22 protein-coding genes are annotated in these 23,801 nt (G+C 72.4%); 13 read left to right on the top strand and 9 right to left on the bottom strand.

Annotated elements, in window-relative coordinates:
* The first annotated feature begins 5 nt into the window (after nucleotides 1–5).
* The 5 genes from FB457_RS01090 (at nucleotide 6) to FB457_RS01070 (ending at nucleotide 5,038) form a co-directional block, all read left to right on the top strand.
* Complete coding sequence (locus FB457_RS01090) at nucleotides 6–929, top strand: ABC transporter permease (RefSeq protein ID WP_047017875.1); 924 nt, start codon at nucleotides 6–8, stop codon at nucleotides 927–929.
* Nucleotides 922–1,884, top strand: a complete 963-nt coding sequence (locus FB457_RS01085; protein ID WP_047017876.1) for an ABC transporter permease — start codon at nucleotides 922–924, stop codon at nucleotides 1,882–1,884. Before FB457_RS01090 ends, FB457_RS01085 begins: the two co-directional genes overlap by 8 nt.
* A 7-nt stretch (nucleotides 1,885–1,891) precedes the next feature.
* Entirely contained in the window at nucleotides 1,892–2,899 is a 1,008-nt protein-coding gene (locus FB457_RS01080; protein ID WP_047020346.1) for an ABC transporter ATP-binding protein, read from the top strand.
* A gap of 21 nt (nucleotides 2,900–2,920) precedes the next feature.
* Nucleotides 2,921–4,018 carry an ABC transporter ATP-binding protein gene (locus FB457_RS01075; RefSeq protein ID WP_047017877.1) on the top strand — a complete coding sequence of 366 codons (1,098 nt, stop codon included), beginning with the start codon at nucleotides 2,921–2,923 and terminating at the stop codon, nucleotides 4,016–4,018.
* A 126-nt stretch (nucleotides 4,019–4,144) separates the two neighbouring features.
* The gene (locus FB457_RS01070) at nucleotides 4,145–5,038 is read left to right on the top strand and encodes an LPXTG cell wall anchor domain-containing protein (RefSeq protein WP_145780470.1); all 894 of its coding nucleotides are present in this window, start codon (nucleotides 4,145–4,147) and stop codon (nucleotides 5,036–5,038) included.
* A gap of 76 nt (nucleotides 5,039–5,114) precedes the next feature.
* Here FB457_RS01070 and FB457_RS01065 read toward each other — a convergent pair whose 3' ends face one another.
* The 5 genes from FB457_RS01065 to FB457_RS01045 form a co-directional block, all read right to left on the bottom strand.
* A complete protein-coding gene (locus FB457_RS01065; protein ID WP_145780466.1) occupies nucleotides 5,115–7,187 on the bottom strand; it encodes a hypothetical protein in 2,073 nt (690 codons plus the stop codon).
* A 293-nt stretch (nucleotides 7,188–7,480) separates the two neighbouring features.
* A complete protein-coding gene (locus tag FB457_RS01060) occupies nucleotides 7,481–8,104 on the bottom strand; it encodes a DUF6113 family protein (protein ID WP_145780462.1) in 624 nt (207 codons plus the stop codon).
* Entirely contained in the window at nucleotides 8,101–8,997 is an 897-nt protein-coding gene (gene mshB / locus FB457_RS01055) for an N-acetyl-1-D-myo-inositol-2-amino-2-deoxy-alpha-D-glucopyranoside deacetylase (protein ID WP_047017880.1), read from the bottom strand. The genes FB457_RS01060 and mshB overlap by 4 nt, the downstream gene beginning before the upstream one ends.
* 38 nt (nucleotides 8,998–9,035) lie before the next feature.
* A complete protein-coding gene (locus FB457_RS01050; RefSeq protein WP_047017881.1) occupies nucleotides 9,036–9,230 on the bottom strand; it encodes a hypothetical protein in 195 nt (64 codons plus the stop codon).
* Between the two features lie 197 nt (nucleotides 9,231–9,427).
* Nucleotides 9,428–10,396 carry a hypothetical protein gene (locus FB457_RS01045; RefSeq protein WP_145780460.1) on the bottom strand — a complete coding sequence of 323 codons (969 nt, stop codon included), beginning with the start codon at nucleotides 10,394–10,396 and terminating at the stop codon, nucleotides 9,428–9,430.
* A gap of 487 nt (nucleotides 10,397–10,883) precedes the next feature.
* On the opposite strand from FB457_RS01045, the gene FB457_RS01040 reads away from it, so the two are divergent.
* The 5 genes from FB457_RS01040 (at nucleotide 10,884) to FB457_RS01020 (ending at nucleotide 17,127) form a co-directional block, all read left to right on the top strand.
* The gene (locus FB457_RS01040) at nucleotides 10,884–11,936 is read left to right on the top strand and encodes an ABC transporter permease (protein ID WP_253911407.1); all 1,053 of its coding nucleotides are present in this window, start codon (nucleotides 10,884–10,886) and stop codon (nucleotides 11,934–11,936) included.
* Between the two features lie 89 nt (nucleotides 11,937–12,025).
* Nucleotides 12,026–13,825, top strand: a complete 1,800-nt coding sequence (locus FB457_RS01035) for an ABC transporter substrate-binding protein (RefSeq protein ID WP_486588888.1) — start codon at nucleotides 12,026–12,028, stop codon at nucleotides 13,823–13,825.
* Between the two features lie 101 nt (nucleotides 13,826–13,926).
* A complete protein-coding gene (locus FB457_RS01030; protein WP_047017883.1) occupies nucleotides 13,927–14,904 on the top strand; it encodes an ABC transporter permease in 978 nt (325 codons plus the stop codon).
* Nucleotides 14,905–14,914: 10 nt separating this feature from the next.
* A complete protein-coding gene (locus FB457_RS01025) occupies nucleotides 14,915–15,976 on the top strand; it encodes an ABC transporter ATP-binding protein (protein ID WP_145780457.1) in 1,062 nt (353 codons plus the stop codon).
* A gap of 14 nt (nucleotides 15,977–15,990) precedes the next feature.
* Nucleotides 15,991–17,127: an ABC transporter ATP-binding protein gene (locus tag FB457_RS01020; RefSeq protein ID WP_047017885.1), complete on the top strand. Its 1,137-nt coding sequence runs from the start codon at nucleotides 15,991–15,993 to the stop codon at nucleotides 17,125–17,127.
* A gap of 75 nt (nucleotides 17,128–17,202) precedes the next feature.
* On the opposite strand, the gene FB457_RS01015 is transcribed toward FB457_RS01020, so the two are convergent.
* Together FB457_RS01015 and FB457_RS01010 are read right to left on the bottom strand one after the other, a co-directional pair.
* Nucleotides 17,203–18,072, bottom strand: coding sequence for a transglutaminase family protein (locus FB457_RS01015; RefSeq protein ID WP_047017886.1), 870 nt, complete (start codon nucleotides 18,070–18,072; stop codon nucleotides 17,203–17,205).
* A gap of 117 nt (nucleotides 18,073–18,189) precedes the next feature.
* On the bottom strand, nucleotides 18,190–19,203 hold the full coding sequence (locus tag FB457_RS01010; protein WP_145780454.1) for a GNAT family N-acetyltransferase: 1,014 nt from the start codon (nucleotides 19,201–19,203) through the stop codon (nucleotides 18,190–18,192).
* Nucleotides 19,204–19,314: 111 nt separating this feature from the next.
* On the opposite strand from FB457_RS01010, the gene fdxA reads away from it, so the two are divergent.
* Nucleotides 19,315–19,641 carry a ferredoxin gene (gene fdxA, locus FB457_RS01005; protein WP_027754067.1) on the top strand — a complete coding sequence of 109 codons (327 nt, stop codon included), beginning with the start codon at nucleotides 19,315–19,317 and terminating at the stop codon, nucleotides 19,639–19,641.
* A 99-nt stretch (nucleotides 19,642–19,740) separates the two neighbouring features.
* The gene (gene dapC, locus FB457_RS01000) at nucleotides 19,741–20,847 is read left to right on the top strand and encodes a succinyldiaminopimelate transaminase (protein WP_145780451.1); all 1,107 of its coding nucleotides are present in this window, start codon (nucleotides 19,741–19,743) and stop codon (nucleotides 20,845–20,847) included.
* A gap of 138 nt (nucleotides 20,848–20,985) precedes the next feature.
* Here the strand turns inward: dapC and FB457_RS00995 are convergent, their stop codons facing one another.
* Both FB457_RS00995 and FB457_RS00990 read right to left on the bottom strand, forming a co-directional pair.
* Nucleotides 20,986–21,354: a hypothetical protein gene (locus tag FB457_RS00995; RefSeq protein ID WP_145780448.1), complete on the bottom strand. Its 369-nt coding sequence runs from the start codon at nucleotides 21,352–21,354 to the stop codon at nucleotides 20,986–20,988.
* A 283-nt stretch (nucleotides 21,355–21,637) separates the two neighbouring features.
* Entirely contained in the window at nucleotides 21,638–22,561 is a 924-nt protein-coding gene (locus tag FB457_RS00990) for a hypothetical protein (RefSeq protein WP_047017890.1), read from the bottom strand.
* Nucleotides 22,562–22,675: 114 nt separating this feature from the next.
* On the opposite strand from FB457_RS00990, the gene dapE reads away from it, so the two are divergent.
* Nucleotides 22,676–23,749, top strand: coding sequence for a succinyl-diaminopimelate desuccinylase (gene dapE, locus FB457_RS00985; protein ID WP_047017891.1), 1,074 nt, complete (start codon nucleotides 22,676–22,678; stop codon nucleotides 23,747–23,749).
* Nucleotides 23,750–23,801 lie beyond the last annotated feature (52 nt).

Genomic DNA, 23,801 nt, shown 5'->3' with positions numbered 1-23,801 from the left:
AGCCCATGGGCCGCTACGTGATCCGGCGGCTGCTGCAGATGATCCCCGTGTTCATCGGCACCACCTTCCTCATCTTCTTCATGGTCTACGCGCTCGGCGACCCGGTCGCCGCCATGTTCGGCGACCGGGCGCCCGACCCCGCGACCGCGGCGCAGATCCGCAAGGACCTCCACCTCGACAAGCCGCTCTGGCAGCAATACGTGCTCTACATGGGCAACATCTTCTCCGGCGACTTCGGCACGGCCTTCAACGGCCAGCCGGTGCTGGACCTGATGCGCCGCTCCTGGCCGATCACCGTCCGGCTCGCCCTGCTCGCCGTCCTCTTCGAGATGCTCATCGGCGTCACCCTCGGCGTCATCTCCGGGCTGCGGCGCGGCCGGGCCGTGGACACCGGGGTGCTCTTCGCCACACTGGTCGTGATCTCCATCCCGACGTTCGTCACCGGCTACGTGCTGCAGTACCTGCTCGGCGTCAAGTGGGGCTGGGTCAAGCCCGCGGTCTCCTCCGGGGCGCCGTGGAACGAACTGGTGCTGCCCGCGGTGGTGCTGGCGCTGGTCTCGCTCGCGTACACCACGCGGCTCACCCGTACCTCCGTGGCCGAGAACGCCCGCGCCGACTACGTCCGCACCGCCGTCGCCAAGGGCCTGCCGCGCCGCCGCATCACGCTCCGCCACCTGCTGCGCAACTCCCTGATCCCGGTGGTGACCTTCCTCGGCATCGACATCGGCAACCTCATGGGCGGCGCGATCGTCACCGAGCGGATCTTCAACATCCAGGGCGTCGGCTTCCAGCTCTGGCAGGGCGTCCTGCGGCAGAACGCGCCCACGGTCGTCGGCTTCGTCACCGTCCTCGTCATCGTCTACCTGCTGGCGAACCTGGTGGTGGACATGCTCTACGCGGTCCTCGACCCCCGGATCCGCTATGCCTGAGCGCTACGAGGAGAAGCAGCGGGCGGACATCGGCACCCAGGAGGCGGAGTCGCTGCCCGGCAGCGACGTCCTCCAGGCCGAGGCCGGCGGCGTCCCCGGGACGGACCAGCCGGCCCGCAGCCTCTGGTCAGACGCCTGGCTGGACCTGCGCCGCAACCCCGTCTTCGTCGTCGCCGGGCTGCTGATCCTCTTCCTCATCTTCGTCTCCCTGTGGCCCGGTGTGGTCGCCACCGGCAGCCCGTACAACTGCGACATCGCCAAGCGCAACCTCGGCGCCGAGTCCGGCCACCCCTTCGGCTTCGACAGCCAGGGCTGCGACGTCTACAACCGCACCGTCTACGGCGCCCGCGCCTCGCTGACCGTCTGCACCCTGGCCACACTCGGCGCCGCCGTCCTCGGCACCGTACTCGGCGGCCTCGCCGGCTACTTCGGCGGCTGGGGTGACGCGGTCCTCTCCCGGATCACCGAGGTGTTCTTCGGCATCCCGATCCTGCTGGGCGGCCTGGTCTTCCTCTCCGTCATCGAGAGCGGCTCCGTCTGGCCGGTGATCGGGCTGATCGTGCTGCTGGGCTGGCCGCAGGTGGCGCGGATCGCGCGCGGCTCGGTGATCACGGCCAAGCAGAACGACTACGTCCAGGCCGCCCGCACCCTCGGCGCCTCCACCCGGCGCATCATGCTGCGGCACGTGCTGCCCAACGCGATCGCCCCGATCATCGTCGTCGCCACCATCGCCCTCGGCACGTACGTGGCGCTGGAGGCGACCCTGTCGTTCCTCGGCGTCGGGCTGAAGCCGCCGACCATCTCCTGGGGCAGCGAGATCTCCACCGCATCCACCCAGATCCGCAACGCGCCGCATTCCCTGCTGTGGCCCGCCGGGGCGCTGAGCCTGACGGTGCTGGCGTTCATCATGCTCGGCGACGCGGTGCGCGACGCGCTCGACCCGAAGCTCAGGTGAGGTGTACGTGACCGCGCTGCTCGACGTCCGCGACCTGCACGTGGAGTTCCGCACCCGGGAGGGGGTGGCGAAGGCCGTCAACGGCGTCTCCTACAGCGTGGCCCCGGGTGAGACGCTGGCGGTGCTCGGCGAGTCCGGCTCGGGCAAGTCCGTCACCGCGCAGGCCGTGATGGGCATCCTCGACTCGCCGCCCGGGTTCGTCACCGGCGGGCAGGTGCTCTTCCAGGGCGAGGACCTGCTGAAGCTGGGCCGCGAGGCGCGCCGCAAGGTGCGCGGCGAGCGGATGGCGATGATCTTCCAGGACGCGCTGTCGTCGCTCAACCCCGTGCTCACCGTGGGCTTCCAGCTCGGCGAGATGTTCCGCGTGCACCGCGGCGCGAGCCGGGCGGAGGCGAAGGCGCGGTCGATCGAGCTGATGGAACGGGTACGGATCCCGGCCGCCCGGGAGCGCGTCAACGACTACCCGCACCAGTTCTCCGGCGGCATGCGGCAGCGCATCATGATCGCGATGGCGCTGGCGCTCGGTCCCGAACTCATCATCGCGGACGAACCGACGACGGCGCTGGACGTGACCGTACAGGCGCAGGTGATGGACCTGCTGGCGGAGTTGCGCGAGGAGACGGGGATGGGGCTGATCCTCATCACCCACGACCTGGGCGTGGTCGCGGACGTCGCCGACAAGATCGCGGTGATGTACGCGGGCCGGATCATGGAGACCGCGCCCGTCCACGACCTGTACAAGGCGCCGGCGCACCCGTACACCCGCGGGCTGCTGGACTCCATTCCGCGGCTGGACCAGAAGGGCCGGGAGCTGAGCGCCATCCGCGGCACGCCCCCCAGCCTGCTGGCCATCCCGCCGGGCTGCCCCTTCCACCCCCGCTGTCCGCGCGCCCAGGACGTCTGCGTGACGGACCGCCCGCCGCTGTACGAGGTGACGGACGACGCGGGCCACCCGCTGCCGGGGCGGGGGAGCGCGTGCCATTTCTGGAAGGACCAGCTTCATGACCGGCCCTGAGATTCCGGAAGGACCGACTCCATGACCAGCCCTGAGGTGGCCGAGGCGCCCGTGGAGGCGCCGGGCGAGGAGCCGATCCTCGAAGTGCGCGACCTGGTCAAGCACTTCCCGCTCACCCGGGGGATCGTCTTCCGTAAGCAGATCGGTGCCGTACAGGCCGTCGACGGCGTCTCGTTCGACCTGCGGCGCGGCGAAACCCTCGGCATCGTCGGGGAGTCCGGCTGCGGCAAGTCGACCATCGCCAAGATGCTCGTCAGCCTGGAGCAGCCCACCGCCGGCGTGATCCGGTTCAAGGGGGAGGACATCACCCGGCTCTCCGGGCGCGCGCTGCGGGCGGTGCGGCGCAACATCCAGATGGTCTTCCAGGACCCGTACACCTCGCTCAACCCGCGGATGACCGTCGGCGACATCGTCGGCGAGCCGTACGACGTCCACCCCGAGGTGGCGCCTAAGGGCAGCCGGCGGGGGCGGGTCCAGGAACTGCTCGACGTCGTCGGGCTCAACCCCGAGCACATCAACCGCTACCCGCACCAGTTCTCCGGCGGGCAGCGGCAGCGGATCGGAATCGCGCGCGGGCTCGCGCTGCGGCCGGAGGTCATCGTCGCGGACGAACCGGTCTCGGCGCTCGACGTGTCCGTGCAGGCGCAGGTGGTGAACCTGCTGGAGCGGCTGCAGAGCGAGTTCCGGCTGTCGTACATCTTCATCGCCCACGACCTGTCCGTGGTGCGGCACATCTCGGACCGGGTCGGGGTGATGTACCTGGGCCGGATCGTGGAGTCCGGCACCGACGAGGCGATCTACGAGCACGCCACGCACCCGTACACGCAGGCGCTGCTCTCGGCGGTGCCGGTGCCGGACCCGGAGGCGCGGGAGAGCCGGGAGCGGATCCTGCTCAGCGGCGACGTGCCGTCGCCGGCGAACCCGCCGTCGGGGTGCCGGTTCCGTACGCGGTGCTGGAAGGCGCAGCCGGTGTGCGCGGAGAAGGACCCGGCGCTGGACGTGCCGCCGTGGTTCCGGGACGCGGCGGGGGCGGTGGCGCACGCGTCGGCGTGCCACTTCGCGGCGGAGTGGGAGGACGAGGAGGGGCCGGGACAGGCGGCCCCGGGGGTGGGCGGGTAGGCCGACGGGGCGATCTGCCGCCGGGCAGTAAGTCTGGTTAGTCGGTTTTATCGCGTACCGGTGTCATGGTGGGCGTCGGCAGCCGATGCCCCGTCACCGAGCAGAGGGACCTCCACCATGAAGTGCTTGTCACGCCGTCGCGCCCCCGTGCTGAGCGGGGCGCTGCTCGCCGCCGCGCTGGGCGCGGGGCCCGCCCTCGCGGGCGTCCTCCCGCAGGCCCACGCGATCGAGGGCCCGGTGGCCGGGGCGCACGGGTCCGGGGGCGGGGCGGAGGGCCCGGAGACACTGGAGGACATCGAGGCCGGGTTCGCGGCGGCGGAGGCGGAGTTCGAGGCCGAGGCGCAGAAGGCGTGGGGTCCGGACGACGACTGCGAGGAGCCGGGGACCGGCGGCGCCCCGCAGGACGGCGGCGCCGGCGAGTCCGGCCCGGGTACAGGGCCCGCCGAGCCGGGCCACGGCGGGGGCGGGGCGCCCGGTGCCGAGGCGCCCGGGAGCGAGGCGCCGGGGGCGGAGGTGCCGGACGCCGAGGGCCCGGTGGCGGAGGCGCCTCCGGCCGAAATCCCTGACGCCGAACTCCCCGGCACGGAAGCTCCGGACACGGAAGCTCCGGACACGGAAGCCCCGGACACGGAAGCCCCGGACACGGAAGCTCCGGACACCGAGGTCCCGGACACGGAAGCTCCCGCGGCCGAGCCCTCCGCGAATACGCCTCCCGCCGCCGAAGTTCCGGCGGCCGAGCCCCCCGCTGTCGAACCGCCCGGCGTCCCCGGCGCCGGGCCCCCCGCACCTCACGAGGAGCAGCCCGCGCCCGGCGGCGGTGCGGACGAGGAGGGCGACGGCTTCGAGCCGCCCGACGGCCACACCCCGCCCGCCGACTACGACAACGCGGGCAAGAAGCCGGACCAACTGCCCCGCACCGGCGCCGACATCTGGCTTCCGCTCGCCTCCGGCCTCGGCGGCCTCGCCGCCCTCGGCGCCGGCGCCGTCGTGGTGGCCCGCAAACGGCGCGCCCACGCCTGAGGCGTCCGCCCCCGCGACGACGGGCCCCGCGGCAGCGCCGCGGGGCCCGTCCCCGTACGTCGTCCGCCCGCGGCGGTCACGCGATGTCGATGACCCCCACCCGCTTCGCCGGGTCGGTCTCGCGGAGCGGGCCCATCATGGCGCTCGCCACGTCGTTCGGCGTGATCTCCGTCGTGCTGCCGTCGCCGCGCTGGACCATGAGTCCGTCGAAGGTGCTGCCGTACAGCTCCTCCAGTTTCTCCAGGTCGAACTTCGGCGCCAGCTTGCCGTCCGGCGTCGCCTGCATCGTCAGGAACTCGGAGATCGAGCGCTCCGGGCTGAACTCGATGTAGGCCCCGCCCGCCTGCACCGCGACGTAACCGGACATCGCCGTCTTGGCGAAGCCGTTCATCGCCGTGTCGAACTCCGCCTGGCTGACGGCCGGTTCCTGCTGCGAGACGGGCAGCGTCACCGGCTTGTTCGCGCCGCCGGCCGCGCGCTCGTCGAACGCCTTCCGCACCGCGTCCATGGACTTCTCCACGTCCACGGCCTCGTGTGGCTCGCCCTTCACGGGCACGGCCTTGCCGTCGACGAAGCGGATCATGCCGTCCCTGCCGCCGCCGGCCTCGTCGGCGATCTCCTGCAACTGGGCCCGCAGCTTGTCGGTGTCGTCGACCATCGCCGGGTCCACCTCGCGGGAGCCGCCGAAGAGCGAGCCGATGACCGACACCGGGTTGTAGTCGCTGCCCATCGCCGAGCGGACGCTCTCCGCGGTGTCGATACCGAGGCCGGCCGACTGCGGCGTCAGCTTCTGCTCCTGGTCGCCGACGCGGAGCACGATCGGCGCCTGGGTGCGCTTCTCGACGGCCGCGTCGAGCTTGGCCACCGCCTGGTCGCGGGAGCTGCCGCCGATGTCGACGCCGAGGACCGTCGTGCCCTTCGGCACGTCGTCGTTGTTGAGGACGAGCCCCGCGCCGTACGCGATGCAGAGCACCCCGAAGACTCCGGCGCCGGCCATGACGGCGAGCTTCTTGCGGTCGCCGCGGGCCCGTCCCGACGGGCTGCCGGAGCGCGAGCGGGCGGCGGAGGCCGGGGCGGGCGGCGGCACGGGCGGCCCGTCGCCGCCCGGTGCGGGTACGGGCCCGGGGGGCGGCGCGGCGCCGGGAGGCGGCTGCCCCGCGGGGCTGAACCCCGGTACGGACGCGGCCTCTTGCGGGTACCGCGCCCCGTCGGGGCCCGCCTGCGGGAGGCCGTGCGCCGGGGTGTGCCCGGGACCCGGTCCCTGCGGCCCCGCCTGCGGTACGCCGTGGGCCGGGGTGTGCCCGGGGCCCTGCGGCACGCCGTGGGCGGGAGCGGGGTCCGGGCCCGGCGGCACCACGGGGATGCCGCCGACGGCGGTGTCGCCCATGCCGCCGGTGGGGGCCTGCGGCGCGGCGGAGCCGCGCAGGGTGCGGCCGGCGGCCGGTCCCGCGGGCTTGAGCGGCATGCTGCCGGTGGCGGGGCCCGACGTCGGCCCCGAGGGCACGCCCCCGGGTGCGCCGGGGCCGCGGCGCGGGGTGCCGCCGGCCGGAGCGGGGCGTACGGGCAGGGCGTTGGCCGGGTCGTCCCCGGCGAAGCCGTGGCCGCTCTCGCTCACCGGCACGTCCACCGCGCCGGTGTCACCGGGCGCCGGGTGCGGCTGCGGGACGCCGGCGGGCGGGGTGTCCAGCGGCGCGCCGGCATCGCCGGGCGGCGCGAAGGCGGGGAACTGCATCCCGGCGCCGTCTGTCGTGCCCGTGGGGCCCGAAGGCGGCGACATCGGGGGCTGGGCGGGCAGCGGCGTCGGTGCGGCCTCGGGTGCGCCCTGGGCGGCCGCCGGGTCCTTCGGCGCCTTGCGGGGGGCGAACCAGTCGCTCGTCCGCGGCTTGGCGCTGCCGCCGTCCTGCCCGTTCGCGGCCGCCGCGGCGGCCTCCGCCGGTCCCGGGGCAGGCGCGGGGACGCCGGCACCGGAGGTGTCGGGCTCCTCCGCCCCGGCTTCGAGCGGCTGGCGGACCACGACGGGCGGGATCGGCCGGGAGCCGGGGATGTTGATCCGGATCCGGGTCGTCAGCGTCGTCTCGGTCGCGGGAACGCCCGCGCCGCCGTCCCGGCCCGCCCCCGTGCCCGGAGCGGGCGCGGTGGGCTCCCCCACAGCGCTTCGCGCGTGGGCGGTCCCCCCAGCGGTCGGCGTGTCCGGTCCCGCGTACGGCGGGGTCCCCGGCGGATACGCGGCGTCGCCGCGTCCCTCGGGACCGGATGGCGGACTGTCATTCTCTCGGCTCACGGCAGGTCTCCCGTAGTGCTCCGCCGCCCGTCATGGCACCCGCGGGCAGCTCGGCGGCGCGCACCACCATACTTGTCCGCTCCGACACTGAGGCCCGGCAACCGCATTAGGCCACCCGCGCGAAGGCGTACTTGACAGCGTTCGATGCCCAACAGAGCACGTCACTCGGGGAGTCGGGACGGCGGTGCGGCAACTGCGAGGAGCTGCGGCAGGGTGGTGCAGATCACAGCGGTCAGCATCCCGCCGAAGAGGAAGAGCTGCGGCCCGAGTCCGGAGGCGAACACGAAGTCGCCCTCGGGGCGGTTGAGGGAGATGGCGATCACCGCGAGAAACCAGCCGCCGGCCGCCGTGAAGCCCGCGCCGCGGCCCCCGGTGGCCACCCCGGCGCCGTAGCAGAGCCCCCCGACGGCGGCGAGGGCGAGCAGCAGGCCGCCCGGTGACCAGGCCGCCTGGACGAGTGAGCCGGCGAGCCCGACGAGGCCGCCGAGCACCAGGGCGGCCAGATACGTGAGGAGGTGGCCGGGCGTCACCGGCCGCGCGAGGGCGCTGCCGGGCGGCGGGGCGGCGGGACGGCGCGCGGGGGAGCTCTTGGTGGTGGCGGCGGCCCGGCCGCGCTTCTCCGCGCCCCCGCCGTCGGCGCTGCCGCCGCCCGTGCTCCCGCCGCGGCTCGTCCGCCCGTTGGCCGCGCCGCCGTCGCCCGCGCGTGCGCGCTCCGCGCCCCTGTCGCCCGGGTTTCCGCCGCGCGCAGCCGACTTGGGGCGGACAGACCGCTTCTTGGCGCTCACGCCGTCACCTCCGCGAACAAGTCGGTCTCCACCGCGCCCGGATCGCGCCGCGCGGCGTCCGCGCCGCCGGCGAGCCGGAACTGCTCGGTGGTGAGGATCGGCTGGCCCAGCCCGTTGGAGAGCGCGAAGGCGCCGCCGGCCACGGTGATCTGTGTCTCGTGCGCCGCCATCGCCCGCGCCTTCGCCGCCGCGTACGCGCCCCCCGCCACGGCCGCCGTGACCTCGCCGTCGTCCACCACACCCGGCAGGTCCGCGACGGTCGCGGTGCCGGGGAAGGGGTGGCCCGCGGCGGCCAGTTCCGCGAGGGCCTTCTCCGCCGCGCCGCGGGCGACGCAGGTCCAGTAGATACGGGCCACCGCCCACGGCTCCGCGGGGTCCGCGTCGTACGACGCCGCCGCGGCCAGCTCCGCCGCGCGCGTGGCGACGCGGTGTGCCTGGACGTGGTCGGGGTGCCCGTAGCCGCCCTGCGGGTCGTACGTGACCAGCACCTGGGGGCGTACCTCGCGGATCACCGGCACCAGCAGCCCCGCCGCCTCGTCGACCCCGGCCGACCAGAACGTGCCCGGGCGCCCGTTCCGGTCGAGGCCCTGCATGCCCGAATCCCGGAACCGCCCGGGGCCGCCGAGGAAGCGGTGGTCCGTGACGCCCAACGCCCGCATGGCCGCCGCGAGTTCGCCGGCGCGGTGGGCGCCGAGCACGTCGTCGCGCTCGGGTCCCAGACGGGCGAGGGCGGGCGGAATGACCTCGCCCTCCTCGCCCAGGGTGCACGTCACCAGGGTGACGAGTGCGCCCTCGGCGGCGTACCGCGCCATGGTGGCGCCGGTGGTGATCGTCTCGTCGTCTGGATGCGCGTGCACCAGCAGCAGCCTGCGCGGCGGAAGCTCCCTGCTCATGGAGGAAGCCTAGACGAGTGTGCGGATGGCCCCCCGGGTCACAAGTCGATGCTCTCGATCATCCCTGCCACGTTCTGTGTCACATCGTCGATCGTCGGCGCCATGGACGAGCTTGCGAGGTAGAAGCCCAGCAGGATGCACACGACAGCGTGCCCGCCCTTCAGGCCACTCTTCTTGATGAGCAAGTAGACGATGATCGCGAGCAGCAGCACTAGCGAGATCGACAGAGCCATTCGGCTCACCTCCCGGGACCTGCGGTCGGGTCATCTGACGGGCCACGTGATGCATGCCCGTCGCGCGCACGCATCATAACTATCGGTGCCCGTGCATCGTTCGGCGCACCGGCGCATGGAGGGGTCGCACGCGGGAGGCGGTCGCGAAGCGGTGGCCGGGAGGCCGGAGAGCGGTGGAGCGGCAGTCGCCGGGCGGGTCACCAGGGGGGCTGGGAGGAAGGTTCCTGCCAGCGGGAGAGGGGCTCCGCCACGGGGTCGCGCTCCCCGCGTCCGGCGAGCGCGAAGAGGATCACGAAGCCGGCGAGCAGCAGCCCGATTCCGGTGCTCGCCTGCAACTGGTGCTCCGCGCCGAGGGCGCCGAAGTTCTCGAAGACCTCGTCCTTGAGATACCGGGAGGTGTCGGCCGCGCCCCAGCCCAGCACGAACGCGCCGGCCGTCATGCCCAGCGGGCGGGAGAGCGGGGCGCGCCTGGCGGCGGCCACGGCGGCGGCGAAACACATCGCGGCGGTCGCCCACTTCCCGTACGCGAGCGGGGGCTGGAGCAGCGCCCACGACGTGTACTCGCCGGTGAGCCGGTGGCCGTACGCCTCCCAGCCGGTGCGTGCGGCCTCGCGCAGCTCCCACGCCGCGAACGCGACCGCGGCGGCGGCGAGGAAGACCATGCCGGTGGCCGCTGCCCCGCGGGCGGGCCGGCGCGGCGGCTGCTCGTCGGGGAGCAGGTAGCCGGCGCCGGTGGCCTCCGAGGGCCGCCGGCCGGCGGCGACGGAGATCAGCAGCACCGCGCCGAGCGTGACGGCGACACCGGCGGAGAGCAGCGCGCGGTTGCGCAGGTCCTGGTCGACGCCCTGCATCCAGTCGGCGGTCAGCGTCCACAGCGCGGGGGCGCGCAGCAAGATCGTGGCCGCGCCGGCCGTGGCGAGCGCGCCCGCGGCGGCGGTGGAGTGCAGGGCGGTGACCCCGGCGACGGCGTACACGCCGACGAGGACGGGGTCGTAGAGAGAGGTGCCCCAGTGGTTCTCGGGGACGGCGTCGGGGGAGCCCGCCCAGGACCACCACAGATCGGGCAGGCTCGCCGCGACACCGACGTCGCGGCCGATCCACAGGAGCGAGAGCAGAGCGAGGAGCGCGCAGCACACGGCACCGAAGACGCGTGCGCCGCGCCCCAATATGTGTCCTTGATCCATCGCCGGAAGACCCCCGATATGCAACCGTGCGCCTTTTGGGCCCACACGGCACCCAGGTCTACACCTCTCCGCAGCCCCGGACAACACCTCCGGCAGGACGGGCCGGGCGGCGGCGGCCGGCGGCCGGGATCCCGGCCGGATCCGGCGCGCTGACCGGACCCGGCCGGGGGACGGCACCCGCACGGCCGTACGCTCCCCAGAGTGACGCGTTCGTATATCGGTGACGCGACAGATGGGTTGCCGACGTGTTAACGACCTTCGACGCGTTATGTCGGATATGTCGGTCACTAAGGCGCCTTGTCAAGCACGTACGGACCTCAATCTGCAAAACATACGCTCAAGAAGCGATTCCGCACCTCAGCTTCCCCCGTCACCCCCTTGACTGGGGGATGAATCGGTTGCGAAAGTCCCGTCAACCACCGCAGCGTGCACGGGCGCTGCGGCACACCCGGTTCGGGAGCAATCACCTATGGACAGTCCGGTCCCGGCCATGGCGGAGGCGCCCAAAGGCGCACCGTACGACCCCGCAGGACTCGAGCGGGGTTCGGCCGGCCCTGGTGGGCAGCAGACTGCCGAACACATCGGCAAATCGCCCGGCCAGCTCATGTGGCAGCGCTTCAAGCGCGACCGCGCGGGGGTTATATCCGCGTATGTCGTCGGCTTCTTCGTGCTGGTCGCGATCTTCGCTCCGCTGATCGCGAAGCTGTACGGGAAGTCGCCGTACACGCTGTACAACTCGGCCACCGGCAAGCCCGAGCTGTTCGACGCTCTCGGCTACCCGATCAAGCCCAACGGCGGCATCAGCGGCGAGTTCTGGTTCGGCCTCGAACCCATCCTCGGCCGCGACGTCTTCACGCTGCTGATCTACAGCATCCGCACCTCGCTGGCCATCGCCGTCGCGGTGACGGTCCTCACCGTCGGCATCGGCGTCCTGCTGGGCGTGGCCGCCGGCTTCACCGGCGGCCGAACCGACACGCTGATCGGCCGCTTCACCGACCTGATGCTGGCGTTCCCGAGCCAGTTGTTCTTCGTGGCGTTCATGCCCGTCATCACCGCGATGTTCGTCGCTCCCGAGGACGCGACGCCCACCTGGCTGCGCGTCGCGGTGCTGATCGGGGTGCTCGCGGCGCTGAACTGGATGCGCATGGCGCGCATCGTGCGCGGTGTCGCGCTGTCGATGCGGGAGCGCGAGTTCGTCGAGGCCGCCAAGGTGAGCGGGGCGTCGAACTGGCGAATCATCCGCAAGGAGATGCTGCCGAACCTCGTCACTCCCATCCTCGTGCAGGGAACCTTCGAGCTGCCGCTCGTCGTGACGAACGCCGCGGGACTGTCGTTCCTCGGCGTCGGCCTGGTGAACCCGACCCCCGACTGGGGGCTGATGTTCGCCCGGGCCGCGGACGTGTCCGAGACCGTTCCCACGTTCATGTTCTTCCCCGGCGTCGCCATCGTGATCTTCGTGGTCGCCTTCAACCTGCTGGGGGACTCCGTCCGCGACGCGTTCGATCCGAAGGCCGCGCGCTGACGTTCGTACCGCCGCCAGGGTGCGACCGCCGTGGCACGGGTGTGAACACGCACACAGCAAGTCAAGACCAACAGACAGGGTGGTAGACAGTGACTCTCAGGGGTGTACGCAGATCGCACGCCGTGGTGGCGGCGCTCGCAGCCGGGGCCTTGGCCCTGAGCGGCTGCAGCAGCGGCTCGGAGAACACCGACTCGCAGCAGGACGACAAGAAGAAGGCGGCGGAGCAGCAGGCGCAGATACCGTTCGGTGACGCCAAGGCGTCCACCGGGCCCGCGCCCGAGGTGAAGGGCGCCCAGGAGGGCGGCACGATCCCCGTCATGCAGCGCGACAGCTACGCGCACCTCGACCCGGGGCAGATATACGTCTCGGACGAGGGCGCCCTGGCGCGGCTGATCCACCGTGGGCTGACCGGCTACAAGGCCGACTTCAACGGCAAGCAGACCCTCGTCGGCGACCTCGCCACGGACAGCGGCAAGCCCTCCGACGGCGGCCGCACCTGGACGTACACGCTCAAGGACAACATCAAGTGGGCCGACGGCACGGACATCACGTCCAAGGACGTCCGGCACACCTTCGAGCGTCAGTTCGCCGAGTTCATCAACGACGGCCCGGTCTACATCCAGCAGTGGCTGGCCAACGTGCCGGGCACCGAGTACCGCGAGCTGCTGCCCGACGGTCCGTACAAGGGTGACCACCTGCCGGACTCCATCCTGGAGACGCCGGACGACAAGACCATCGTCTTCAAGTTCAAGGACCCCAAGCCGGACCTCCCGTACGCCCTGGCGATGCCGGGCTACTCGATGGTCTCCGAGGCGAAGGACACCCAGGAGAAGTACGACAAGGACCCGATGACGGCGGGCCCGTACAAGATCGAGTCCTTCAAGACCGGCAAGTCGATGACGCTGGTCAAGAACGAGCACTGGGACCCGGCGACCGACTCGACGCGGAACGCCTACCCGGACAAGTACGAGATCTCGTTCAACATCCAGTTCGAGACCTCGGCCGAGCGGCTGATGGCCGACAAGGGCGTGAACAAGAACTCGATCAGCTTCACCAACAACGTGGACGCCGCCACGCTGCCGAAGCTGAACAAGGACGCCGAGGCCCAGAAGCGCTCGGTCAACGGCTACCAGCCGTACGTCGCCCAGATGGCCATCAACATGGACCGGGTCAAGAACAAGAAGGTCCGCGAGGCCATCGCGTACGCCCTGCCGATCCAGCCCTACCAGCAGGCCTTCGGCGGCCCGCAGGGCATGGAGCTGGCCGGCGGTCTGATCAGCCCGACCGTCTCCGGCTACGAGGAGGGCTTCGACCCCTTCGGCAAGCTGAAGAAGCCGCTGGGTGACCCGGCCGCGGCCAAGAAGATCCTGGAAGAGGCCGGCGAGACCGGTTACAAGCTCACCTGGGGCTACATCAACACCCCCGAGGGCCAGAACTACTCGCCCACGATGGAGAAGACCCTGGAGGAAGCGGGCTTCGACGTCCAGCGCAAGGAGATCGCGGCCGAGACGTACTACGACCAGATCGGTCTCGTCGACAACAAGTTCGACATCTACGTGAGCGCGTGGGGCGCCGACTGGCCGTCCGCCAGCACGGTGGTTCCGCCGCTGTACGACGGCCGGCAGATCCAGGACGGCGCGTCGAACTACTCGCACACCAACGACGAGCACATCAACTCCGAGATCGACCGGATCCAGAAGATCACGGACCCGGCCGAGGCGGCCAAGGAGTGGAACAAGCTCTCGCAGTACGTGGTGGAGGACCTGATCTCCAACATCCCCATGACGTACTACAAGCAGATCCAGCTCTACGGTTCGAACATCGGCGGCGTGCAGTACGACGACGTCATCGGTGACATCGACCTGCGCAAGATCTACCTCAAGCAGTAGGCACCACCTCCGGTGCGCGGGGGCCCGCCCGATCGGCGGGCCCCCGCGCACCACCCTTCAACCCACGTCGCCGCTTTGTCCTTCGAAAGCAGCCCACAGTCATGCTTCGTTTCCTGATTCGCCGGACAATCGGCGCATTGATCATCCTGCTGATCCTCAGCGCGGTCTGTTTCTTCCTGTTCTTCGCCATCCCGCGTGACCCCGCCCGCATCTCCTGCGGCGAGAAGTGCACTCCGGAGAACCTGGAGCTGATCCGCAGGGCCCTCGGCCTCGACGACCCCGTGCCCGTGCAGTACTGGAACTTCCTCTCCGGCATCTTCGCCGGCCGTTCCTTCCCGACGGGCGAATGCCCGGCGCCCTGCCTGGGCCGCTCGTTCGTGCACGACGAGAACGTCCTCACCCTCATCCAGGACCGCTTCCCCACGACGCTGTCGCTCACCATCGGCGCGGCCGTCGTCTTCCTCTTCTTCGGCGTCGGGGCCGGCATGATCGCCGCCTGGCGGCGCGGCACGGTGCTCGACAAGTTCGTCAGCGGCAGCTCGCTGATCATCGGCTCGCTGCAGATCTACTTCATCGGCCCGCTCGTGCTCTGGGCGCTGGTGTACAGCACCGGACTCTTCGGCGACCCGGCGTACAACGCCTTCACCGACAATCCATGGAAATGGGCGGTCGGACTGATCCTGCCCTGGGCGGTGCTCTCCACGATCTTCGCGTCGAACTACACCCGTATGGTGCGGTCCACGATGATCGAGCAATTGCAGGAAGAGCACGTCAGAACGGCCAGGGCCAAGGGCATGTCCTCGGGTACGGTCTTCTTCCGCTACGCCTGGCGCGGCGCCCTCATCCCGGTCGTCACGATCTTCGGCATCGACCTCGGCTCGCTGCTGGGCGGCGCGATCATCACCGAGTTCACCTTCTCGCTGCCGGGCCTGGGCCAGCTCTCCATCGATTCCGTGTTCAAGGCGGACCTGCCGGTGCTCATGGGCATCCTGCTGTTCTCGTCCACCATGATCATCCTCATGAACGTCATCGTCGATGCGGCGTACGCCTTCATCGACCCGCGCATCCGTCTGTCCTAGGAGAAGAGCAGTGACCACCCTGACCAAGGAATCGGAAGGCTCCGCGCCGTCCGCGGGCGGTGCCTTCCTCTCGGTGCAGGACCTGCGCGTGCAGTTCACCACCGAGGACGGCGTCGTCAAGGCCGTCGACGGTCTCTCCTTCGACGTCGAGCGCGGCAAGACCCTGGGCATCGTCGGCGAGTCCGGCTCCGGCAAGTCGGTCACCAACCTGACCGTGCTGGGCCTGCACAACCAGATGTTCACCAACATCGAGGGCTCCATCAGCCTCGACGGCGATGAGCTGATCGGCGCGCCCGAGCGCAAGCTGGAGAAGCTGCGCGGCAACAAGATGGCGATGATCTTCCAGGATCCGCTCACCGCGCTCTCGCCCTTCTACACGGTCGGCCGGCAGATCGCCGAGCCGTACCGCAAGCACATGGGCGTCTCCAAGCGCGAGGCGCACCTGCGGGCCGTGGAGATGCTGGACAAGGTCGGCATCCCCAACGCCAAGCTGCGCGCGGACGACTACCCGCACCAGTTCTCCGGCGGCATGCGGCAGCGCGCCATGATCGCGATGGCGCTCGTCTGCAACCCCGACCTGCTGATCGCCGACGAGCCGACCACCGCGCTCGACGTGACCGTGCAGGCGCAGATCCTCGACCTGATCAGGGACCTCCAGGACGAGTTCGGCTCCGCGATCGTCTTCATCACCCACGACCTCGGCGTCATCGCGAACGTCGCGGACGACATCCTGGTGATGTACGCGGGGCGCGCCGTGGAGCGGGGCACCACCCGCGAGGTGCTGCGCAAGCCGCAGCACCCGTACACCTGGGGCCTGCTGAGCAGCATGCCGCGGCTCTCCTCGGACGTGAACACCCCGCTCACGCCGATCAAGGGCTCGCCGCCCAGCCTGCTGAGCCCGCCGCCGGGCTGCCCGTTCCACACGCGGTGCGGCTTCACCGGCGAGGTGGGCGGCACGGCCTGCCGTACGGACCGGCCGGTGCTGTCCGAAGGACGCGGGGCCGCCTGCCACCTGAGCGCCGGGCAGAAGCAGGACATCTTCATCGAGCAGATCAAGCCCCGGCTGGGCTAGGGAGACTGACCACCATGAGCGAAGAACTCACCCTCCCCGGCCCCCGGGACGACACCCCCACCACGGCCGGCGAGGAACTGCTCACCGCGGAGGGGCTCACGAAGCACTTCCCGATCATGGGCGGCTTCCCGATCAAGCGGCGGGTCGGCGCGGTGCAGGCGGTCGACGGCATCGACCTGGAGGTACGCGCGGCCGAGAGCCTCGGCCTGGTCGGCGAGTCCGGCTGCGGCAAGTCGACGACCGGGCGGCTGCTCACGCGGCTGCTGGAGCCGACCGGCGGCAAGATCACGTATCGCGGCCAGGACATCACGTACGCCAAGCGCAAGCAGCTCGCGCCGATCAGGTCCGAGATCCAGATGATCTTCCAGGACCCGTACTCGTCGCTGAACCCGCGGCAGACCGTCGGCACCATCATCAGCAGCCCGATGGAGGTCAACGGGATCACCCCGCCCGGCGGGCGGGAGAAGCGGGTCCGTGAGCTGCTGGAGACCGTCGGCCTCAACCCCGAGCACTACAACCGCTTCCCGCACGAGTTCTCGGGCGGCCAGCGGCAGCGCATCGGGGTCGCGCGGGCGCTGGCGCTGAAGCCGAAGCTGATCGTGGCGGACGAGCCGGTCTCGGCGCTGGACGTGTCGATCCAGGCGCAGGTCGTCAACCTGCTGCAGGAGCTGCAGCGGGAGATGGGCATCGCGTTCCTCTTCATCGCGCACGACCTGGCGGTCGTGCGGCACTTCTCGCAGCGCGTCGCGGTCATGTACCTGGGGAAGATCGTCGAGATCGGCCCCCGGGACGACATCTACACCCGGCCGCGGCACCCGTACACCCACGCCCTGCTCTCGGCCGTGCCGGAGGCGACCCTCTCGGAGGACGAGGACGAGAAGCCGCGGGAGCGCATCCGGCTGGCGGGCGACGTGCCGTCGCCGATCAACCCGCCGTCGGGGTGCCGGTTCCGTACCCGGTGCTGGAAGGCGCAGGACGTGTGCGCGGAGAAGGAGCCGCCGCTGGTGCAGATCGGCGGCAACAACGCGGGGCACCTGACCGCGTGCCACTTCCCCGAGGAGCCCACGGTGGAGCGGGATGAAGTGGTCATCCTGGACAAGGCGCTGGCCGCGCTGGAGGAAGGTCCGAGCGCGGCTCCGGTGAAGGAGTAGTCCGTACGTCGTCCGTCACGGAGGCCGGTGCCCTGGGCACCGGCCTCCGTGCGCGTACGGGCGTGGTGCCGCGGGTCAGTTGAGGCGGGCGCGCGCGGCGCGGGCCTCGCGGCGCAGGGTCTCGGCGGCCTGCGGCTCCATCGCCGCTATCACCGCGGCGTACTCCTCCAGCTCCGCCGCGCCGGTGGCGAAGTCGCCGCGGGCGATGAGGAGCCGGGCGCGTTCGTGGCGCAGCCGGGCGGGGTGGCTGGGGAGCAGCAGGGCGAGTTCGACGGCGGTGAGCTGCACGTCGGACTGCTCGGGGCGGCGGGCGGCCCAGGCGCGGATGTTGTTGAGGACGCGCAGCACGATGGCGAGCGGATCTGCGGGTACGAGCATCGCGGGCGACAGCGGCTCGCCGCCGGTGGCCTCGGCGACGAGCAGCTCGGCGTCGGCGGTGGAGAGGAGCCGGCCGCCGTCGAACGGATCGGCGAGGACGGGGCCGCCCCCGGCGGGGTGGTCGGCGAGGGGCTGTCCGGCGGGGGAGGGGCCGAAGCCGACGACGAAGTGCCCGGGGAGGGCCACGCCGTACACCGGGGCACCGGCGCGGCGGGCGACCTCCATCCAGATCACGGAGAGCATGATCGGCAGCCCGCGGCGGCGGCGCAGTACCTCGTGGAGCTGGGACGACTCCAGGCGCCGGTAGTCGCCGGGCGTGCCGTGGAACCCGTACCGCTCCCCGAGCAGTTCCGCGGCGGCCTGCGCCCACGCGCGGGGGCCGCCGGGCGCGTACGGCAACTGCCCGGCCAGCTCGTCCAGCTCGATCTGCACGGCGTCGATGCCGCCCTCGTCGAGCCCGGGGTCGGTCTCGGCCCCGACGAGCAGACAGAGCAGGGCCAGATCGGGCCGCGGCACGCGGGCCTCCTCCGCGAACCGAGCCCGGTGACCGACGCCGGACGTACTCATGTCCCCATTGTGCGACGCGACGGGGCGCACGTCCCGCGCAAAGGTGAGACCGGTGGGGAGAGAGTGAGGACTGAGGCACCTCCGGCCTGGGCGCGGGCCCGCAGGCCCTCGCCGCCCCTACACCGTGGGGTGATGGCGGTAGTGGTAGCTGTGGTGGGTGGTGAAACCCAGGGCGTTGTAGAGGGCCAGGGCCGCGGTGTTGTCCGGCTCCACCTGGAGGTACGCCGCCGAGGCGCCCTCCTCCAGGGCGCGGGTGGCGAGGGCCGCCACCACCGCCGTGGCCAGGCCGCGGCGGCGGTGTGCCGGGGCGACCTCGACCGCCGCGAAGCCCGCCCAGCGGCCGTCGACCACGCACCGGCCGATCGCCGCCGGGGTACCGGACGGGTCGGCACCGGAGGGGTCCCGGACCGTCGCGAACCACACCGACGGGCCGCCCTCCAGCACCGTACGGGCGGCAGGCGTCAGCTCCGCCGCCCGGTTGTACAGCGAGAACCATGCGGCCGACGTCGTACGGGACAGCTCCACCCGCCCCGCCTCCCCCCGGTCCGCCACCGGCGCCAGCTCGCCGACCTGCATCAGCGCCGACCGCCGCACCGTCCAGCCGCGCGCGTCCAGCTCCGCCGCCAGCGGCTCCGCCGTGCCCGCCGCGCCCGTCGCGACCTGCACCAGCGCCGGCAGCCCCCGCTCCCCGTACCACCGCGTCACCCGCGCCAGCGCCGCGTCCAGCGGCAGCCCGGGGTCGCCCAGCGGCAGCACCGAGTTGGCCCGGCTCGTGAAGCCGGCCGAGGCCCGCAGCGTCCAGTCGCCCAGCCGTTCGCTCTCCACCGGCGGCCAGCCGCGCGCCGCCACCCGGGTCAGCTCCGCCGCCGTCGCCGCCGGGCCGCGCCGCCGCGCCGGAGCGGCCGGCACGGCCTTCGCCGCCACCACCGCGGCCTCCGGGATCCGGACGACCTCGCCGTTCCGCCTGGTGAGACGCAGTTCGCCCGCGTCCCACGATGTGAGCACACCGACCGCGTCCGTGAACCGCGCGTCCCCCTCGCAGGCATCTGTCAGTCGCCGTACGGAAACGCGTTTTCCCACGTCAGCGGGGGTGATGCGGATTTCGAGCCGCGCCCCAGTGGTGAATTCCACAGCTCTCCACGCCCCTCTTGTTCGCTCCGTGCCCGGGAACGGAGATACTAGGTGCGGGCATCGACACGCCGCGCTCCCGCGCCGCCAGCCTGATCGAGGAGGAACGACAGCGTGACCTACGTCATCGCAGAGCCTTGTGTGGATCTCAAGGACAAGGCCTGCATTGAGGAGTGCCCCGTCGACTGCATCTACGAGGGCCAGAGGTTCTTGTACATCCACCCGGACGAGTGCGTCGACTGCGGTGCTTGCGAGCCGGTCTGCCCCGTGGAGGCGATCTTCTACGAGGACGACACTCCGGAGGAGTGGAAGGACTACTACAAGGTGAACGTCGAGTTCTTCGACGACCTCGGTTCGCCCGGTGGCGCCTCGAAGCTCGGCCTCATCGAGCGGGACCACCCGATCGTCGCGGCCCTCCCCCCGCAGGAGCACGACGAGTAGGGCGAGCAGGACCGAGTACCACGGCGATACGCATTGCCCCCGCCCCGTCGGCCCCGGGCTGATCGGCGGGGGCTGTTGCGTCGATTGAGGACAGTGAGAGTGCGACCCGTCACCTCCCGGCTGCCCGTCTTCCCCTGGGACCGGCTGGAGCCGTACAAGACCGCCGCCGCCGCTCATCCCGGCGGCATCGTCGACCTGTCCGTCGGCACCCCCGTCGACCCCGTTCCCGAGGTCGTCAGGGCCGCGCTCGCGGACGCCGCCGACAGCCCCGGCTACCCGCTCGCCTGGGGCACCCCGGCGCTGCGCGAGGCCATCGCCGGCTGGTTCGGCCGGCGGCTCGGGGCGGAGCTCCGCCCGGACGCGGTGCTGCCGGCGATCGGCACCAAGGAACTGGTCGGCTGGCTGCCGACGCTGCTGGGGCTGGAGCCGGGCGACCAGGTCGCGTATCCGAGCCTGGCCTATCCGACGTACGAGATCGGGGCGCTGACGGCGCGGGCCGAGCCCGTGACGTACGCCGATCCGGTCACGGACCTCGACCCGGCGCGGGTGAAGCTGCTCTGGCTCAACACCCCGTCGAACCCCACCGGGCGTACCATGGACGCCGCCGAACTGCGCCGCGCGGTGGCGTGGGCGCGGGCGCACGGGGTGCTGGTCGCCTCCGACGAGTGCTACCTGGAGCTGGGCTGGGAGACCGAGCCGGTGTCGGTGCTGCATCCGTCGGTGAGCGAGGGCTCGTACGAGGGACTGCTCGCCGTCCACTCGCTCTCGAAGCGCTCCAACCTGGCCGGCTACCGCGCCGGGTTCGCCGGCGGCGACGCGGCGGTGGTGCGCGAGCTGGTCGCGGTGCGCAAGCACACCGGGATGATGGTGCCGAAGCCGGTGCAGCAGGCGATGATCGCCGCGCTGGGCGACGGGCGGCACGTGGCCGAGCAGCGCGAGCGCTACGCCCGCCGCAGGGCCGCGCTGCGCGAGGCGCTGACGGGGGCGGGCTTCCGGATCGAGCACAGCGAGGCGTCGCTGTATCTCTGGGTGACGCGGGACGAGCCGTGCTGGGACACGGTCGCCGAGCTGGCGAAGCTGGGGATCGCGGTGGCGCCCGGGGAGTTCTACGGGGCCGCGGGGGAGCGGTTCGTACGGGTCGCGTTCACGGCCACCGACGAGCGCGTGGCCGCAGCCGTGGAGCGGCTGGCGGCGCTGCGGGGCTGAGGCGCCGCAGCGCCGCCGCCGGCCCGGGAGAGATCCCGGGTGCGCCGCCGCGGGACCCGCCGCGGCGCTGACGGGCCGCCGGGCCCGCGGAGGACGGTCCCGCGGGCCACCGGCGGCCTCGTGGTCAGCCGGACGGGTTCAGAGGCCCAGGCCCGACGTGGGCAGCTCCGGGGTCAGGTTCGCGGCGGTGTCGCCGACGGCGCCCTGGCCCTGCTCGACGGTCTTGCCGGTGGTGTCCTGGACCGCGCCGAGAGCCTTCTCGGTGGTCGGGCCGGCGTTCTCGCCGAGCTGGTTCGCGGTCTCGGTACCGGTGGTGAGCACCTCGCTGCCGGTCTGGGAGGCGGTCGCGGGCAGCGAGCTGGTTTCCAGCGCGCTGACCGGGTTCAGGCCGTTCGTGCTGGGCAGCTCGACGGCGCCGGCGGCACCCGCGGCGCCGACGACCGGGGCGGCACCGGCGGCGACGACGAGTGCGACCCGGGCGAGGTGGCGCTTCAGGGGGTGGGACATGGTTCTCCTTTGCGGAGGGCTGCTGATGGGCATGTCCGCCGTGCGGACGCTGTGACTACCGCGTGAGGCGCCGGAAGGTTGCGGTCGCCCTACGTAAAGAGTTGGTAATGCGTCGCATAATCTGCTTCGCCAGAAAACCGGGCAAAGCGGGTCGGTGTGAGCGCCGTTCGAGGGGTCGGGGACCTGCCCCACCGGGGGTTTGCCGGATCGTGGCAAAGAACGGGGAAAGGCGCCGCGCCGTCAGCCCGCGTTGACCGGCATCCCCCGTACGGGTCCGCGGTGGCTAGGGCTCGGTGACGATGCGGACGGACGCGGCGCCCGCCTCCGCGTTCGCGCCCTCGACCTCGCGCCAGCCTGCGGACGACTCCTCGGCCCGCCACTCGCGGCCCGCGAAGGACACCTGCGCGACGCGCAGCCGCGGCGCCTGCGCCACCGCCCAGTGCGCCAGCTCCCAGCCGCGGCCCGCCGCGTCCGCGCCGTCCCCGGCGACCACCAGCACCAGCACCTGCCCGGCACCGGCCCCGTTCGCGCCCCCGGACCCCTCGCCCGAACCGTCCGCGTCCGGCAGCACGCCGGCGCCGAACTCCCGCTTCAGCGCCTCGCGCAGCAGCGCGGGATCGCCGGAGCGGGTGTCGCCCTTCGCCGTCGTGCAGGTGAAGGCGCCGCCGTCGCGGCCCGTGAGCGCGGCGGCGAGCCGGGCGGCGGCCGGCTCGTGCTTCGCGTACGCCTGCGGGAAGCCGCTGCGCTGCACGCGCTGCGCGGCCTCGGTGAGCGGCAGCCGGGAGTAGCCGGGGATCTCCGCCAGGTGTTCGTAGAACTTGCCGGTGGAGTACACCGGATCGAGGATCTGCTCCTCCGTGCCCCAGCCCTGGGACGGGCGTTGCTGGAAGAGCCCGAGCGAATCGCGGTCGCCGTGCTCGATGTTGCGCAGCCCCGACTCCTGCATGGCGGTGGCGATCGCGATGGTCACCGCGCGCTCCGGCAGCCGCCGGGAGGACGCCACGGCGCTTATCGTCGCGGCGTTGGCGGCCTGTTCCGGATCCAGCTCGTACGGCTCGCCCTCGCCCTTGCCGCGCACCTCGCAGCGCGGCGCGGGGCCGCCGCCGGTGTTGAGGTGGACCAGCAGGTACGCGCCCACGCCGCCCAGCACCACGAGCGCGACGAACGCGCGGAGGAGGCGGCGGCGGAAGACGTCGGAGGCTGGCACGGGCCCACCGTAGCGTTCGCGGCGGACGACCGCGGCCGGCGGGAGCGCGGCGGGCGGCGCGTACGGCGTGCGGACGGCGCGAGGGCCGGCGCACCGGGCCGTAGGGTCGTCGGCATGGACTTGACGCTCGATGCCGCACGGCTCACCGCCCAGCTCGTCGACACCGCCTCCGTCAGCGGCGACGAGAAGCACCTCGCCGACGCGGTCGAGGCCGCGCTGCACCGCCTTCCGCATCTGGAGGTGGACCGCGACGGCGACGCCGTCGTCGCCAGGACCCGGCTGGGCCGCGCCGAGCGCGTCGTGCTCGCCGGGCACATCGACACCGTGCCCGTCGCCGGCAACCTGCCCTCGCGCCTCGACGGCACGTACGAGGACGGCGTCCTGTGGGGCTGCGGCACCTCCGACATGAAGGCCGGCGTCGCCGTCCAACTGCGCATCGCCGCCACGGTGCCCGCGCCCAACCGCGACCTCACCTTCGTCTTCTACGACAACGAGGAGGTCGACGCCTCCCGCAACGGCCTGCGCCGTCTCGCCGAGCGCCATCCCGACTGGCTCGCGGGCGACTTCGCCGTGCTGCTGGAGCCGTCCGACGGCGAGATCGAGGGCGGCTGCCAGGGGACGCTGCGCGCCGTCCTCCGCACCGAGGGCGAACGCGCCCACTCCGCGCGGAGCTGGCTCGGCGCCAACGCCATCCACGCCGCCGCCCCCGCGCTGGCCCGGCTCGCGGCGTACGAGCCGCGGCACGCGGTCATCGACGGCCTGGAGTACCGCGAGGGCCTCAACGCCGTCCGCGTCTCCGGCGGCGTCGCGGGCAACGTCGTGCCGGACGTCTGCGAGGTCACCGTCAACTTCCGCTACGCCCCGGACCGCTCGGAGGACGAGGCGATCGCCTTCGTACGGGAGTACTTCGACGGCTGCGGCATCGCCGCGATCACCGTCGAGGACAGCTCCCCGGGCGCCCTGCCGGGCCTCGCCCACCCCGCGGCCGCCGCGTTCACCGCCGCGGTCGGCGGCGTCCCGCGGCCGAAGTACGGCTGGACGGACGTGGCCCGCTTCACGGCACTCGGCGTCCCCGCGGTGAACTACGGGCCCGGCGACCCGAACTACGCGCACAAGCGCGACGAGCACGTGCACACGGCCCGCATCCACCACTGCGAGGAGCGGCTGCGCGCCTGGCTCACCGCCTGAGCGCGGGCCGTGTCACCGGCCGTTCCGCCGTGGTTTCTGCCGGGGTTCACAT

The sequence above is a fragment of the Streptomyces sp. CNZ287 genome, assembly GCF_007827615.1.
Note: the sequence above shows the minus strand (reverse complement) of the source record. Positions and strands in the feature narration are given on the sequence as shown.

What these genes read in the sequence shown, in the direction of transcription:
- FB457_RS01050 (WP_047017881.1), bottom strand. Translation starts at nt 9,230, where the DNA reads ATGGCTCTGTCGATCTCGCTAGTGCTGCTGCTCGCGATCATCGTCTAC.
- mshB (WP_047017880.1), bottom strand. Translation starts at nt 8,997, where the DNA reads ATGAGCAGGGAGCTTCCGCCGCGCAGGCTGCTGCTGGTGCACGCGCAT.
- dapE (WP_047017891.1), top strand. Translation starts at nt 22,676, where the DNA reads ATGGACTTGACGCTCGATGCCGCACGGCTCACCGCCCAGCTCGTCGAC.
- FB457_RS01090 (WP_047017875.1), top strand. Translation starts at nt 6, where the DNA reads ATGGGCCGCTACGTGATCCGGCGGCTGCTGCAGATGATCCCCGTGTTC.
- FB457_RS01020 (WP_047017885.1), top strand. Translation starts at nt 15,991, where the DNA reads ATGAGCGAAGAACTCACCCTCCCCGGCCCCCGGGACGACACCCCCACC.
- FB457_RS01075 (WP_047017877.1), top strand. Translation starts at nt 2,921, where the DNA reads ATGACCAGCCCTGAGGTGGCCGAGGCGCCCGTGGAGGCGCCGGGCGAG.
- FB457_RS00995 (WP_145780448.1), bottom strand. Translation starts at nt 21,354, where the DNA reads ATGTCCCACCCCCTGAAGCGCCACCTCGCCCGGGTCGCACTCGTCGTC.
- FB457_RS01085 (WP_047017876.1), top strand. Translation starts at nt 922, where the DNA reads ATGCCTGAGCGCTACGAGGAGAAGCAGCGGGCGGACATCGGCACCCAG.
- FB457_RS01015 (WP_047017886.1), bottom strand. Translation starts at nt 18,072, where the DNA reads ATGAGTACGTCCGGCGTCGGTCACCGGGCTCGGTTCGCGGAGGAGGCC.
- FB457_RS01030 (WP_047017883.1), top strand. Translation starts at nt 13,927, where the DNA reads ATGCTTCGTTTCCTGATTCGCCGGACAATCGGCGCATTGATCATCCTG.
- FB457_RS01040 (WP_253911407.1), top strand. Translation starts at nt 10,884, where the DNA reads ATGGACAGTCCGGTCCCGGCCATGGCGGAGGCGCCCAAAGGCGCACCG.